At 75.0% G+C, this 13,705-nt stretch carries 11 protein-coding genes; 4 read left to right on the top strand and 7 right to left on the bottom strand.

The genetic code is table 11. The features are described 5' to 3' along the window. Window positions 1-141: 141 nt before the first annotated feature. Entirely contained in the window at window positions 142-1,164 is a 1,023-nt protein-coding gene (locus tag ACZ6I1_RS26515) for a 3-oxoacyl-ACP synthase III family protein (protein ID WP_469291201.1), read from the bottom strand. Beyond that, entirely contained in the window at window positions 1,161-1,934 is a 774-nt protein-coding gene (locus ACZ6I1_RS26510) for a thioesterase II family protein (RefSeq protein ID WP_469291199.1), read from the bottom strand. Before ACZ6I1_RS26510 ends, ACZ6I1_RS26515 begins: the two co-directional genes overlap by 4 nt. Window positions 1,935-2,118: 184 nt before the next feature. On the opposite strand from ACZ6I1_RS26510, the gene ccrA reads away from it, so the two are divergent. Further along, window positions 2,119-3,480 (top strand): crotonyl-CoA carboxylase/reductase, encoded by a 1,362-nt coding sequence (gene ccrA / locus ACZ6I1_RS26505; protein ID WP_469291197.1) that lies wholly within the window; start codon window positions 2,119-2,121, stop codon window positions 3,478-3,480. Further along, a complete protein-coding gene (locus ACZ6I1_RS26500) occupies window positions 3,477-5,222 on the top strand; it encodes a 3-hydroxyacyl-CoA dehydrogenase family protein (RefSeq protein WP_469291195.1) in 1,746 nt (581 codons plus the stop codon). Before ccrA ends, ACZ6I1_RS26500 begins: the two co-directional genes overlap by 4 nt. Window positions 5,223-5,231: 9 nt before the next feature. Here the strand turns inward: ACZ6I1_RS26500 and ACZ6I1_RS26495 are convergent, their stop codons facing one another. The 4 genes from ACZ6I1_RS26495 to ACZ6I1_RS26480 all read right to left on the bottom strand — a co-directional run bounded on the left by ACZ6I1_RS26495 (window position 5,232) and on the right by ACZ6I1_RS26480 (window position 10,930). Next, entirely contained in the window at window positions 5,232-7,652 is a 2,421-nt protein-coding gene (locus ACZ6I1_RS26495) for an AAA family ATPase (RefSeq protein WP_469291193.1), read from the bottom strand. Window positions 7,653-7,842: 190 nt separating this feature from the next. Then, entirely contained in the window at window positions 7,843-8,943 is a 1,101-nt protein-coding gene (rsgA, locus tag ACZ6I1_RS26490; protein ID WP_469291190.1) for a ribosome small subunit-dependent GTPase A, read from the bottom strand. After that, window positions 8,943-9,107, bottom strand: coding sequence for a hypothetical protein (locus ACZ6I1_RS26485; protein ID WP_469291188.1), 165 nt, complete (start codon window positions 9,105-9,107; stop codon window positions 8,943-8,945). Before ACZ6I1_RS26485 ends, rsgA begins: the two co-directional genes overlap by 1 nt. Next, window positions 9,104-10,930, bottom strand: a complete 1,827-nt coding sequence (locus ACZ6I1_RS26480; protein WP_469291186.1) for a S9 family peptidase — start codon at window positions 10,928-10,930, stop codon at window positions 9,104-9,106. The genes ACZ6I1_RS26485 and ACZ6I1_RS26480 overlap by 4 nt, the downstream gene beginning before the upstream one ends. Window positions 10,931-11,176: 246 nt before the next feature. Here ACZ6I1_RS26480 and ACZ6I1_RS26475 point away from each other — a divergent pair, with 246 nt between their 5' ends. Both ACZ6I1_RS26475 and ACZ6I1_RS26470 read left to right on the top strand, forming a co-directional pair. After that, a complete protein-coding gene (locus tag ACZ6I1_RS26475; protein WP_469291184.1) occupies window positions 11,177-11,314 on the top strand; it encodes a hypothetical protein in 138 nt (45 codons plus the stop codon). Between the two features lie 241 nt (window positions 11,315-11,555). Then, on the top strand, window positions 11,556-12,311 hold the full coding sequence (locus ACZ6I1_RS26470) for a 2OG-Fe dioxygenase family protein (RefSeq protein ID WP_469291182.1): 756 nt from the start codon (window positions 11,556-11,558) through the stop codon (window positions 12,309-12,311). Here the strand turns inward: ACZ6I1_RS26470 and ACZ6I1_RS26465 are convergent. Continuing rightward, a complete protein-coding gene (locus ACZ6I1_RS26465) occupies window positions 12,293-13,705 on the bottom strand; it encodes a cation:proton antiporter (protein ID WP_469291180.1) in 1,413 nt (470 codons plus the stop codon). The two genes, ACZ6I1_RS26470 and ACZ6I1_RS26465, sit on opposite strands and share 19 nt — an antisense overlap.

Below are 13,705 nucleotides of genomic sequence, written 5' to 3'. Positions count from 1 at the left end.
CGACTGTCCTTCACTGTGTTTCCTCCAGGCCTGGCACCGGGCGGGCTCGCACCGCGCTGCGGGTTCAGTGCTGTGAGCCTCCCCGCTCGGTCTGGAGCACGGCTAGAAGATGCGTGCACGGCCCGTCCAGGGCGTCGGGGATCAGCCGCCCCAGCGCAGCAGCGCGGTGCCCACGCTCATCCCGCCGCCGAAGCCGGCGAGGAGGACGAGGTCCCCGTCGGCCGGTCCGCCGTCGCCGCGCACGGCGTGGTCCAGGGCCAGCGGGATGGAGGCGGCGCCGGTGTTGCCGTGCAGTTCCACGGGCAGGTGGACCGTGGCCCGGGTCAGGCCGAGCGGGCCCGTCAGGGAGCGGAGCATCTCCCCGTTGGCCTGGTGGGGGACGAAGTGGTCCACGTCCTGGGGCGCGGCGCCGAAGGTGCGCAGGATCTCCTCGACCGCCCCGGGCAGTTCCCGTACGACGAAGTCCCGTACGTCGCGGCCCCGCATCGCGAAGTAGTGCTCGCCGCGGGCCACCGTCTTCAGGGCGGCCGGTTTGCGGCTGCCGCCGGCGCCGACGCCGATCAGCCCGTGCAGGCTGCCGTCGGTGCGCAGGCCGGTGCCGATCAGCCCGTACCCCTCGCGCACCGGGCCGAGGACGACGGCGCCCGCGCCGTCGCCGAACAGGGGGGCGGTCCTGCGGTCGGCGGGGTCGACGATGCGGGAGTAGACGTCGGTTCCGACGACGAGCACCGGGCGGCGGCGGCCGTCGGCCTCGGGGGCCGCGAGGAGCCGGGCGCCGGTGTGCAGGGCGGTGGCGAAGCCGCTGCAGACGGCGTTCACGTCGAAGGCGGCCGCCCGGCGGGCGCCGATCCGGTGCTGCACCAGGGCGGCGGTGGCCGGCTGGGTGTGGTCGGGCGTCGAGGTGGCGACGACGATCCAGGCGAGGTCGCCGGCGTCGGTGCCGGAGTCCTCCAGGGCCCGCAGTGCGGCCTCGGCGGCCAGGTCGGAGGCGGCCTCGTGGGGGGCCGCGTACCGGCGTTCCCTGATCCCGGTCTTGCGTTCGATCCACGCGGGGGTCACGCCGACCCGGGCGGCGATCGTCTCGTTGGGCACGATCCGCTCGGGCAGGTACGAGCCGGTGCCGAGGATGCCGATGGATCCCAGGCCGGGCGAGTGGACGCTCACGCGGCCACCGCCGCGGGCGCGGCGGCCGGCAGTGCGTCGGCCACGGCGGCCGCGACCTCGTCGAGGCGGTCGTTGAGGTAGAAGTGGCCGCCCGGCAGCACCCACAGCCCGAACGCGGCGCGGGTGTGGGCGCGCCAGGCGTCGACCTTGCCGACCTCGGCCATGGGGTCGGCGTCGCCGGTCAGCGCGGTGATCGGGGTGCGCAGCGGCGGCCCGGGGGCGAACCGGTACTCGCGCACCGCCCGGTAGTCGGTGCGCAGCGGCGGCAGCAGCATGCGCCGCACCTCCGGGTCGTCGAGCAGTCCGTCGTCCGTGGCGTTCAAGGCACGCAGTTCCCGGACCACTTCCTCGTCGGTGCGGGGGAACCAGGCCTCGTAGCTGTCCTGGCAGGGGGCGGGGCGGCCGGAGACGAACAGGTGGGCGGGGCCCTGCCCGGCCGCTTCGGTCCTGCGGGCCACCTCGAAGGCGAGCATCGCCCCCATGCTGTGCCCGAACAGGGCGTACGGGCGGCCGTCGTCGAGCGGCAGCAGCTCGGCGGTGATCCGGTCGGCGAGCCGTTCCAGCGAGGTCTCGCCCGGTTCGGAGCGGCGGTCCTGGCGGCCCGGGTACTGGACGCCGTACACGTCCACGGCGGGCGAGAGCACGGAGGCCAGGGGGTGGAAGTAGCTCGCGGACCCGCCCGCGTGCGGCAGGGCGAACAGCCGGACGGGCGCCTGCGGGGCGGGCCGGTAGTTCCTGAACCAGGGACTGCCGTCGGTCGTTCGCATCATCGGATCTCCTCATTCCCGGACAGAGCTCGAAACCCAGCCTGCGGGCGTGGCCGCCCGGTCCGGATCCCCTGGAACCCCCCTGGCCGCGGCGCGGCACGGGCCTAGGGGAACCTCTGGGGTGCCGGGGTGCGGGGGCCCGTTCCTACGTTTGGCTGAGGCTCTCCTCGACTTCAAGGGACATCACGTGGACGAGATCATCAGTGCTCTGCTCTCCGAGGACGCGGCCCCGGACGACTTCCAGCACCTCCGGCTGCCGGAGAGCTACCGCGGCAATGTGGTCCGCAAGGAAGACACCGGCATGTTCGAGGGCATGGCGACGGCGGACAAGGACCCCCGCAAGTCCCTGCACCTCCAGGACGTGCCGACCCCCGAACCCGGCCCCGGTGAGGCGCTGATCGCCGTCATGGCGAGCGCCGTCAACTACAACACCGTGTGGTCCTCGATCTTCGAGCCGCTGGCGACCTTCGGGTTCCTGGAGCGCTACGGCCGCCTGTCGGAGCTCACCAAGCGCCACGACCTCCCGTACCACGTGCTGGGCTCGGACCTGTGCGGTGTGGTGCTGCGCACCGGCCCCGGCGTGAACCGCTGGAAGCCCGGCGACCGGGTGGTGGCCCACTGCCTGTCCGTGGAGCTGGAGTCCGCCGAGGGACACAACGACACGATGCTCGACCCCGAGCAGCGCATCTGGGGCTTCGAGACGAACTTCGGCGGCCTGGCGGAGCTTGCGCTGGTGAAGTCGAACCAGCTGATGCCCAAGCCCGAGCACCTGACGTGGGAGGAGGCCGCCTCCCCCGGTCTGGTCAACTCCACCGCCTACCGCCAGCTGGTCTCCCGCAACGGCGCCGGCATGAAGCAGGGCGACAACGTCCTGATCTGGGGCGCGAGCGGCGGGCTCGGCTCGTACGCGACCCAGCTGGCCCTGGCCGGCGGCGCCAACCCCGTGTGCGTGGTGTCCAGTCCGCAGAAGGCCGAGATCTGCCGGCGGATGGGCGCGACCGCGATCATCGACCGCAACGCCGAGGGCTACCGGTTCTGGAAGGACGAGGACACCCAGGACCCGAGGGAGTGGAAGCGCTTCGGCAAGCGCATCCGCGAGCTGACCGGCGGCGAGGACGTCGACATCGTCTTCGAGCACCCGGGCCGCGAGACCTTCGGCGCCTCCGTCTACGTGGCCCGCAAGGGCGGCACGATCGTCACCTGCGCCTCGACCTCCGGGTACCGGCACGAGTTCGACAACCGCTACCTGTGGATGTCGCTCAAGCGGATCGTCGGCTCGCACTTCGCCAACTACCGCGAGGCGTGGGAGGCCAACCGGCTGATCGCCAAGGGCAAGATCCACCCCACCCTGTCGAAGGTCCACTCCCTGGAGGACACCGGCCAGGCCGCGTACGAGGTCCACCAGAACCTCCACCACGGCAAGGTCGGCGTCCTCGCGCTGGCCCCGGGGGAGGGCCTGGGCGTACGGAACCACGAACTGCGCGCCCAGCACCTCGAGGCCATCAACCGGTTCCGGACCGACACCGAGACCCGGGAGGCCGGGCAGTGAGCGGCGAGCACACCCCGGTCACCGGGATCGTCGGACTGGGCACCCTCGGCGAGGCCTTGCTGCACCTGGCCCGCGAGGCCGGGCACGAGGTCATCGCGGTCGACACCGCCCTGGACGCGCTGGACCGCACCGCCCGCCGGCTCAAGGCCGCCGACGCCGCGCGCGGGGACGGGGCCGACCGGCCCGCCGTCACCCTGACCACGGACCCGGCCGCGCTGTCCCGGGCGGAGCTGGTGATCGAGGCCGTCACCGAGGACGAGGCCGTCAAGAAGGCCGTGCTGGGCGACATCGTCGCCCGGTGCGGGCCCGGCATGCCCGTGCTGACCACCACCACGACGCTGTCCGTGCCCCGGCTGGCCATCGGCTCGGGCAGCCCCGGATCGGTCGCGGGCCTGCGGTTCTTCACTCCGCCCGCCGCCGGCGGGCCCGTCCTGCCCGTCCACTCCCCGCTGGCCTCGGCCGCCACCACCGCGGCGCTCGACGCCCTGGTGGCGGAGCTCGGCCTGCGGCCCGCCGCCGTCGCCGCCCCGTCGGCCGCGGACGCCGACGACCTGGTGCTGGCCTACCTCAACCGCGCCGCGATCCTGTGCGACGAGGGCTACGCGAGCCCCCGGGACATCGACACCGCGATGCGGCTGGGCTGCGGTCTTCCGCTGGGCCCGCTGGAGACCCTCGACCTCATGGGCATCGACTCGGTCCACGCGGCGCTGCTCGCCCGCTGGCGGCGCACCGGGGACTGCGCGTTCGAACCGTCGCCGCTGCTCAGCCGGATGGTCACGGCCGGACGCCTGGGCCGCAAGAGCGGCGAGGGCTTCGCCGCGTACGACGAACTGGGCGCCGTGGTGACGCCTCCGGCGGACGGCCCGGGCGCGGGAACGGCCCGGCCGGTCACCCGCGTCGGCGTCGTCGGCTCGGGCGCGATGGCCCGCGGCATCGCCGAGGTCATGGCGGCCGGCGGCCGGCACACCGTGCTCGTGGCGCGCGGCGCGGAGCAGGCCGACCGGGCCCTGGCCGCGGTCGGCGACTCGCTGACCCGCCGGGTGCGCAGGGGCCGGATCGCTCCCGCGGAGCGGGAGGCGGCGCTGGCCCGGCTGGAGACGTCCACCGACCTGGCGGCGCTCGGCGACTGCGATCTGGTCGTGGAGGCCGTCGTCGAGGACCTCGACGCGAAGCTGGTCCTGTTCGGCCGCCTCGGCGAGGTCTGCGCACCGGGCACCGTCCTGGCCACCACCACCTCGAGCCTGTCCGTCGCCGCCTGCGCCGAGGCGTCGGGCCGCCCGGCCGACGTGATCGGGCTGCACTTCTTCAACCCGGCCCCGGTGATGCGGCTGGTGGAGCTGGCGCACACGCCCGAGTCCCACGAGGACGCGCTGGCGACCGCCCGGACGCTGTGCCGGGAGCTGGGCAAGACGGCCGTGGAGTGCCCGGACCGGACCGGGTTCATCGTCAACCGGCTGCTGTTCCCGTACCTCGGTGACGCGCTGGACCTGCTCGAGCGGGCCGGCACGGACATCGCGGCGACGGACGCGGCGGTCGAGCAGGGGTACGGCTATCCGATGGGGCCGTTCGCCCTGCTGGACACGATCGGGCTGGACGTCTCGCTGGCCATCCAGGAACGGCTCTTCGACAGCTTCGGGCTGCCGGAGCTGGTGCCCTCGCAGGCGCTGGCCGAGCTGGTCGCGGCGGGTGCGCTCGGACGCAAGAACCAGCGCGGCTTCCGTACGGGCGAGCGCCGCGGCTGACCGCGCGGCTCAGGCCGCGCGGCCCGGGCCGACCAGTTCGGCGAGGTCGGTGCGCGAGCGCACGCCCAGTTTGCGGTAGACCTTCGTCAGGTGCTGCTCGACCGTGCTCGCGGTCACGAACAGCCGGGCGGCGATGACCTGGTTGGTGCAGCCCTGGGCGGCCAGTACCGCCACCCGGCGCTCCGCCCGGCTCAGCCGTGCGACGGGGTCCTGGTGGCCGGCCGCCGGGGTGCTCCAGTCGAGGGCCTCGCACGGCTCGATGCCCCAGCGGGCCATCAGGTCGCGACAGGCGTGCAGATCGCCGAGGGCCGCCACCGGCTGCTGCGCGGCGAGCCGGAACCGGCCGCGGGCGAGCAGGTAGTGGGGGGCGACACGGCTGCGGAACATCGCCTCGGGAACGGGCACGCGCAGCAGCCGGGCCGCCTCCTCGTGCGCGCCGAGCCCGGTCGCGGCGCGCACCGCCGCGGCCAGCGGCATGCCGACGGCGATCCCCCAGGCCTCGGGCGCCAGCAGGTCCAGTGCCCGCTCCGCTTCGGCGGCGGCCTCCGCGTGCCGGCCCAGGCGGCCGTGCACCAGGGCGGCGGCCGCCGCGGCCACGGCCCGGCGGGCGGGGGTGTCCAGGGCTCCGGGCGTGGTCCGCGTCTCGCGCAGCAGGGCGTGCCAGTGCTCGGCCCGGTCGCTCTCCCCCACGTACAGCAGGGCGCACAGGGCTGCCGTCACACCGGGAGCCGGGTGCTGGCGCGATACGAGCGCCGCGGCGGCCCGTTCCACGGCGGCCGTACGGTCGGCTTCGTCGGCCGGCCCGAGCATCGGGCCACCGGCCGGGCCGAACGCCGGGCCCCCGGACGGGCGGCCGGCCGGGGCGTCCACCGGACCGTGCGCCGGACCGTGCGCCGCGTCCTGCGCCGGGGCGACCGCCGGACCGGCCGCAGGCCCTTCCGGCGGGCCCAGTTCCGGGTAGATGTACGCCGCCCCCGCCCGCAGCCGCCGTGCCCCCTCTCCCCCACCGGGCGCGTCCAGCGCGTCCAGCGTGTCCAGGGCGCGGGCCGCGGCGCCCGGGCGGCCGTGCCACAGCAGCAGTCCGAGCGGGCCGGCGGCCCGGTCCGCCGTGAACTCCCCGGTGTGCAGGGCCTGTTCGAGGGCCGGGAGGTGGCGGGTCACGGCGGCGGGGTCGCTCTCCCATTCGGCGCCGGCCAGGGCGTCGAGCAGCGCCGCCCGGCGCTGCGGGTCGGGGCAGCGGCGGTGCGCGGCGTCGAGGAAGCCCGCCGCCGCCTTGGGCCGGGCGGCCCGCAGGGCCTGCTCGGCCGCCTCGGCCAGTACGTCGACGGCCCAGGGCTCCGCGGCCGCCGGACCCGGCCCGTCGGCGGCGACCAGGTGCCGGGCGACGGTCTCGGCCGCCGCGCCGTCGGCGCGCAGCAGCGCGACGGCCTCGGTGTGCAGCCGGGCGCTTTCGCGCGGCGGGAGTTCCTCCAGTACGGCGGCCCGCGCCGCCTCGTGGCGGAACCGTCCGGAGTCCAGCAGCCCGGTGTCGGTGAGGACGTCCATCAGCGGGCCCACGGCCCGTTCGTGGGCGCCGAGGAGCCGGGCGAGCGTGGTGAGGGTGGCGGAGGGGCCGAGGACGGCGAGCGCCCGGGCCGCGTCCCGGGTGCCGCCGGGGCGCAGGCAGCCGGTGACGGCCCGTTTGAAGGCGGCGGCGGCCACCGGGCGGGCGGAGCGCAGCGGTCCGCAGCTCAGCCGGTCCTCGGCGAGGGCGTGCAGCAGCCGGGGGTTCCCGCCGGTGGCCCGGTGCCAGGCGGGGGCGAGGCGCCGGGCCTCGGCGGGGTCCATGGCCGCGCCGTCCGGGGCGCGCAGGAATCCGGCGACGCCGTCCTCGTCGAGGGTGGTGAGGGCGATGGCCAGGCACCGCGGGTGGCGGGCGAGTTCGGCGACCGGCAGTGCGGCGGCCGGCCGGTGGGGCGGCTGACAGGTGGAGCCCGCGCCGAGGAGCATGATGCGCGCGGCTCCGATCCGGCCGCACAGGTACAGCAGGCAGCGTGCGGAGAGCTCGTCGGTGTACTCGATGTCGTCGACGGCGACGACGACCGGGGCGGTGGCGGCCAGCTCCATCAGGACGTCCCGTACCACCGGGAGGGCGGCCGCCGGTTCGGGATCGGGATCGGGACCGGTGAATCCGGGTACGGCGCTGAGCAGCTGTCCGGCGACACCGAGCGGGATGCCCTGTTCCGCGGGGGAGGCGGAGGCGTGCAGGACGAAGGCCCCGGCGTCCGCCGCCTCGGCGGTGAAGGCCCGCACGAGGGCGGTCTTGCCGGTGCCGGGGCTGCCGGTGACCAGGGCGGCCCGGCCCTCGCCGCGCCGGGTCACCGCGAGCAGCTCCCGGAGCCCGCCGAGTTCACGGTCCCGGCGGACCAGTTCCTGCGGCCTTGGTGTCATCGGCTCTCCCCCCGTGCGGTGCCGCTCCCGGCAGTGTGCCGGGGCGCGGGGAAAAGCCGCTGGTGGGCGGCCTGAGGCACGCTCGAGCCCCGGCCGGGAAGCCGCGGAGCCGCGAAGCCGGGCACCGGACGGGAGGGTTCGCGGTCAGCGGTCGGTCAGCGGTCAGCGGTCAGCGGTCAGCGGTCAGCGGTCAGCGGTGCGGGCGCTTCTTCAGGGCCCGGGCACGGGTGCGGATGCGCTGCTTGTCCTCGGACCGGGCGCGGGCGTCCTGGCGCAGTTCCAGCATGCGCTGTTCGCGGCGCAGCTTCTCCCAGTTGCCGAGCCGGTCCGCGTCCAGGGAGCCGGTGACGACCGCGGTGCGGACGGCGCAGCCCGGCTCGTCCTGGTGGCCGCAGTCGCGGAACTGGCAGTCGCCGGTGAGGGATTCGACGTCCGCGAACGCCTTGTCGATGCCCTCCTCGGCGTCCCACACGGCCAGCGCGCGCATGCCGGGGGTGTCGATGAGCAGGCCGCCGCCGGGCAGCGGCACGAGCTCGCGGTGGGTGGTGGTGTGCCGGCCCTTGAAGTCCGAGCGGACCTCCTGGGTGGACAGCACCTCCTCGCCGCGCAGCCGGTTGGTCAGCGTGGACTTGCCCACGCCGGACAGGCCGACGAGGGCGACGGTGCGGCCCGGTTCGACGTACCGGTCCAGGGCGTCGAGGCCCTCGCCGGTGCGGGAGGAGACGGTGTGGACGGGGGAGCCGAGCGCGATGCGCTCCACCTCCTCGGCCGCGGCGGCCGGATCGGGGTGCAGATCGGCCTTGCTCAGCACCACGACGGGCTGGGCTCCGCTCTGCCAGGCGACGGCCAGGTAGCGCTCGATGCGCCGCAGCCGCTGTTCGCCGGTGAGGGCGGCGACCACGAAGACGGTGTCGACGTTGGTGGCGACGATCTGGGACTCGGTCCTGCGGTTCGCGGTGCCGCGGACGAAGGCCGAGCGGCGCGGCAGGACGTCGAGGATCAGGTGGGGGCCGGGGCCGCCCACCACCACCCAGTCTCCGGTGGCCAGCTGGGCACCGCCGAGCGGCGGTTCGCCGTGCTGGAACAGCCGCGGCCCGAGCTGGGCGCGCAGTTCGCCGCCGGGCGTCAGCACGGTGGCGGCGCCGCGGTCGACCTGGCCGACGCGGGCGGGGAAGCGGGTCTCGCCGGGCGCGGCGCCGCCGAGCGCGGCCAGGTGGTGCGGCCAGGCCTCGGCGAGCGCCTCGTGCCAGCCGAGCGGGGTGAGGGCGGCGAAGTCCGGTTCCGGCGCCATCAGCTGTTCTCCGCGGGCTTGGGCTTCGCCTGGGCGGTCGGCGAGGGCTTGCTCTCGCAGCCGCAGCCGCCGCGCTGGACGGTGAAGCGGCGGCGCGGCGCCGGGGCGGCGGCGGGGGTGCCGGTCGTGTGGTCGGCGGCGTTCGAGGGGGTCTGCTCGGTCATGCGTTCTGCTCCTGTTCCGGGGTGGGTGCGGTGTCGCCGATGCGGCTCCGCACGAAGGCGATCTGGGCTGACATGGCGTCCGCGCCGACCTCGGCGCGGGCACTGGCGTGGCCGGTGGAGCGCAGCCGCAGGTCGACGTCCGCGCCGCGGGCGGCCAGCGCCCGTACGTACGACTCGATCTGGCCGACCGGGCAGCGTGCGTCGCGGTCCCCGGCCAGGACGAGCAGGGGTGCGCGGACCGCGTCGGCGTACGTGTGGGGGGAGGCGGCGGCGTAGCGCTCGGGTACCTCGTCGGGGGTGCCGCCGAACATGGCGCGGTCCACCCAGCGCAGGCTGTGCAACTGCTCGCGGTAGGCGGCCGGGTAGTCGCCGACGGCGCCCTCGGCGAGCCCGCAGGCCCACAGGCCGGGCTGGGTGCCGAGTCCGAGCAGGGTCAGGTAGCCGCCCCAGGAGCTCCCGGCGAGCACGCAGCGGCCGGGGTCGCTCACGCCGGAGGCGACCAGGTGGGCGCGGACGGCGGCCACGTCGGAGAGTTCGGTGTGCCCGACGGCCTCGCGGTGGGCGAACTGCCAGTCCGTGCCGTTCTCGGCGGAGCCCCGGTAGTTGACGCGGGCCACCGCGTAGCCGGCGTCGTTCCAGGCGGCGGCGGGGCCGTTGTACTCGTCCCCGTCGGCGGTGTGCGGGCCGCCGTGCAGCAGGAAGACCGTCGGGTACGGGGCCCGGCCGGCGGCCGGCACGCTGAGGAAGGCCGGGATCGTCAGCTTCCCGTGCGGTACGGGGACTTCGGTGACCGCAGCGGCCGGGACGACGGGGCCGGGCACGGACAGCAGGTCCTTTCCGGCGAGGTCGCGCAGGACGGGCGGGGTGGACGCCGAGGAGAAGGTGTACCAGCAGTCGCCGTCGGGCCGGGCCACGGCGGCGTGCACGGTGCCGCGCGGCACGGGCAGCTGCTCCAGGTGACCGTCGGCGAGCCGGTAGCGGTAGAGCTCGCTGCGTCCGTGCGTGCGGTGGTGGAGCAGCAGGGCGGTGCCGTCGGGCACGAACTCGGCGCGGACGTCGCCGGGCAGGCCGGTGTCGATCTCCCGCACGTCACCGGTGACCGGGTCCCACAGCAGGGGGGCGGGGCGGCCGCCGCGGGTGTGCGTGGCCAGCACCAGCCGGCCGCCGGGCAGGAACGGGGACCCGTACGGCACGACGTGCAGCCCGCTGTGCGGCCAGTCGCTCAACTCCCCCACCTGTGCGCCGTCGGCGTCCAGCACGCGCAGTGAGGGCCGCAGCGGGTCGCCGTACTCGGCGTGCAGCACCAGCACGTACGCCTCGTCGTCGCTGAGGCCGCCGAGGTAGAGCGGGGTGTCGGCGCCGTGCAGGAGTTCGGCGCGGTCGGCGCCGGCGCGGAGCAGGTGGATGCCCGTGCGGCCGTCGTCGGTGGTGACTCCGGCGACGGCCAGCCCCGAGGCGCCGACGGCCAGGCCCTCGGGCGTGCCGGGCGGGACGCCGGGCAGTGCGGGCACGGCGGGGCCGCCGCGCAGCGGGGCCCGCATCCAGGTGCCGTGCTCGGTGCCGTCCTCGTCGTGGTACCACCACAGCCAGCGTCCGGCCGGGTCGAGCAGGCCGAGTTCGACGCCGTGCGGGGCGTCGGTGAGCCGCCGGATCCCGCCGGCGGCCCGGTCCCAGAGGTAGAACTGCGCGGTGCCGGTGGCGTTGCCCCGCAGCGCGCAGACCTCGGGCCGCAGCCGGCCCCAGAAGGGGAGTTCGACGGCGGGCGCGGTGCACCGGTCCACCGGTCTCGACTCCGGCTCGAGCACAGCGGTATATACAGTCACCAGGCCATTATGCAGAAGACCAACGGGCCTAGGAAGAGTGAATATCCAATTCGGGCCACAGGGCGGCCGGATGAAATTCCGCGACGCCGTCCCTGCGATGTGTGCATTCCTTTTCCTTTTCTTCCGGCGCGGCTTGGGAACCGAGCGAAGGGGGTCGGTCGGTGGACCGGGAGCGGATGTACGCACCGGCTGCACGGTCACCGGGTGTCCCCCGGCGAGACCCCGGAGCGGCCCGAAAAAACCCTGTTGACGAGCGCGGATGTGCCCGGAACCGTCCGCCGGGCCCGCGCCCGCCGCGCGATCGCGCGCCCCGGCAGCCGTATCCCGTACGCGCCGACCGGGTTTCCCGGCATCGAATGGGCCGGGAACCGCTCCTCCCTGTGAACGGCCGGCAATGGACCCTCGACGCTGTACGCGTCCTGCCGTTGCCCCGAATTCCGGCCGGATTTCCCTCCGCGCGACGCGTGCATATGTCGGCGGACGCTTGGCGGGGCCGTTTTCCCGGCGCCGGCCGGGTTACCGGGATTCGAGGAGGGGGACGAGGAGAGCTGCCTCAAACCGGCCCGGGAGGCTCTCCTGCGCATGCTGGACCTCGTGGGCCGGAGTTGACGCAAGGAGACCTCACATGCCCTCCGCAGTTCTTCCCAGCCCGCTGACCCGCACGGACATCCGGGAGGGGATCCGCAGGCAGGGCTGGGTGTTCGCCCCGGGATCCGGCTTCGACACCGGCCCCGGGGCGCTGGAGTTCCGGCAGCTGAGCCAGGCCTACGAGGACCTCAAGCCGGACGAATACCTGGCCGACGGCGGGGCGTACCGCTTCCGCCGGCACGTCCGCTACACCCACCGGACGGCCTCGCAGGGAGTGCTGCGCGCGCATCCGCCGGGCCCCTACTACCAGAGCGCCGAGGTGAATCCGTTCGCGGGCGGCGCGCCGCGCCTGTTCGCGCCCGTGACCGGGGCGGTACGGGTCAACCCGTTCCTGCACCGGCTGCTGCTGCACGGCGTCGGCGTGTTCTCCGAGCTGGCCGGCGCGGAGCCGGGGCGGACCCTGGACTGGGAGGTCGACGTGCACCTGGTGCGCATCCGGGCCGTCGCCGGGGAGGAGGGCCTGCCCTCCCCCGAGGGCGTGCACCGGGACGGCTTCGACTACATCTCCCTGCACCTGATCGGCCGGGCCGGGGTGACCGGCGGCCGCAGCATCATCTGCGACGCGTCGCAGCGCCCCCTGGCCCGGCCGCTGCTGGCCGCACCGCTGGACTCCCTGTACGCGGACGACCGCCGGATCCTGCACGGCACCGAACCGGTGCGGCTGGATCCGGCGGCCGGCCGCGCGTACGGCTACCGCGACATGCTGCTCACGAGCTACCGCCGGATCAGCTGAGGCGCGTCGGCGGACGCCTCGGCCGGGGAAACCGGCCGGGGCGCCGGCGCCGGGGCGGGGTCCGTCGCCGGGGCCGGGGCCGCGGCGAGGTCCTGGGGGAGGTCCCGCAGGAAGTTGTCGGGGGAGGGCCAGCGGCGCTGGATCCACTCGTAGAGCGGGGTCGCGGCCAGGGTGGTCACGATCGTCATCAGGGCCATGACCGTGTAGAGCTCGTTGGTGATCAGGCCCTTGTCCCGGCCGATGTTGAGGAGGATCAGCTCGGTCAGGCCGCGGGCGTTCATCAGCGAGCCGAGCGAGGCCGCGTCGCGCCAGGAGGCGCCGCTCGAGCGTGCGGCCAGGGTGCACGCGCCGCCCTTGACGGCGAAGGCCACCACGAGGACGAGGCAGAAGGTGCCCAGGATGACCGGGTCGATCAGCGCGTCGAGGCGGGTGTTGAGGCCGGCGTAGACGAAGAAGACGGGCAGCAGCACGTGGACGGTCATCGGCTCCAGGCGGGCGCGCAGGTCCTCGGCGAAGGCGCCGCGGGGCATGCAGGCGCCGAGGACGAACGCACCGAAGACGGCGTGGACGCCCACCCATTCGGTGAAGGTGGCGCAGACCAGGAGCAGGATCACGACGGCCCCGAGGGCGCCGGACCGGTTCAGCGTGCCCGGCTCGTTGAGCCGTTCCGCGCGGCGGGCGAGGCGCTTCTTGGCGTACATCAGGACGGCCACGTACACGAGGCTGCCGGCGAGGGCGACGCCCGCGAGCAGCGGGTCGCCGGTGGTGCCCGCGACGACGACGGCGAGCAGGATCCAGGCGGCGGCGTCGTCGACGGCGGCGGAGGCCAGGGCGATGGTGCCGACCTTGGTCCGGGTCAGCCCGCGCTCGTAGATGATCCGCGCGAGCAGCGGGAACGCGGTGATGGAGCAGGCGGCGCCGACGAACATGGCGCCCTGCCAGGCGGCGACGCCCTCGGGGAAGAAGGTGTCACTGCCGGCCAGGTGCCAGCCGAGGAAGCCGCCGATCAGCACCGGGGCGAGGATGCCCGCGGCCGAGGCGAAGGCCGACTGCTTGAGGTGCCCGGCCAGGATCGAGTGGTCGAAGGAGAGCCCGACCAGGAACATGTAGAGCACAAGGCCCATCTGGCCGACGACGAAGAGGGTGCTCAGCGCCGGGTGCTGGACGGTCGCCTCCGTGCCGGGCACGGCCAGCACCCTGGGGAAGAGGTCCTCGAACAGGGCCGGGAACACGTAGCCCAGCAGGGTGGGGCCGAGCAGGAAGCCGGCCACCATGTCGCCGACGACCTGCGGCTGGCCGAGTTTGCGGAACAGCAGCCCGACGAGTCTGCACATGACAAGCACAGTGCCGAGCTGTACGAAGAAGAGCATGGTCAGTTCGTTGTTGCTGGGCAT

It is taken from the genome of Streptomyces sp. NPDC046303 (assembly GCF_055588085.1).
The sequence above is the reverse complement of the archived record's forward strand: the minus strand, read 5'-3'. Positions and strand labels throughout refer to the sequence as shown.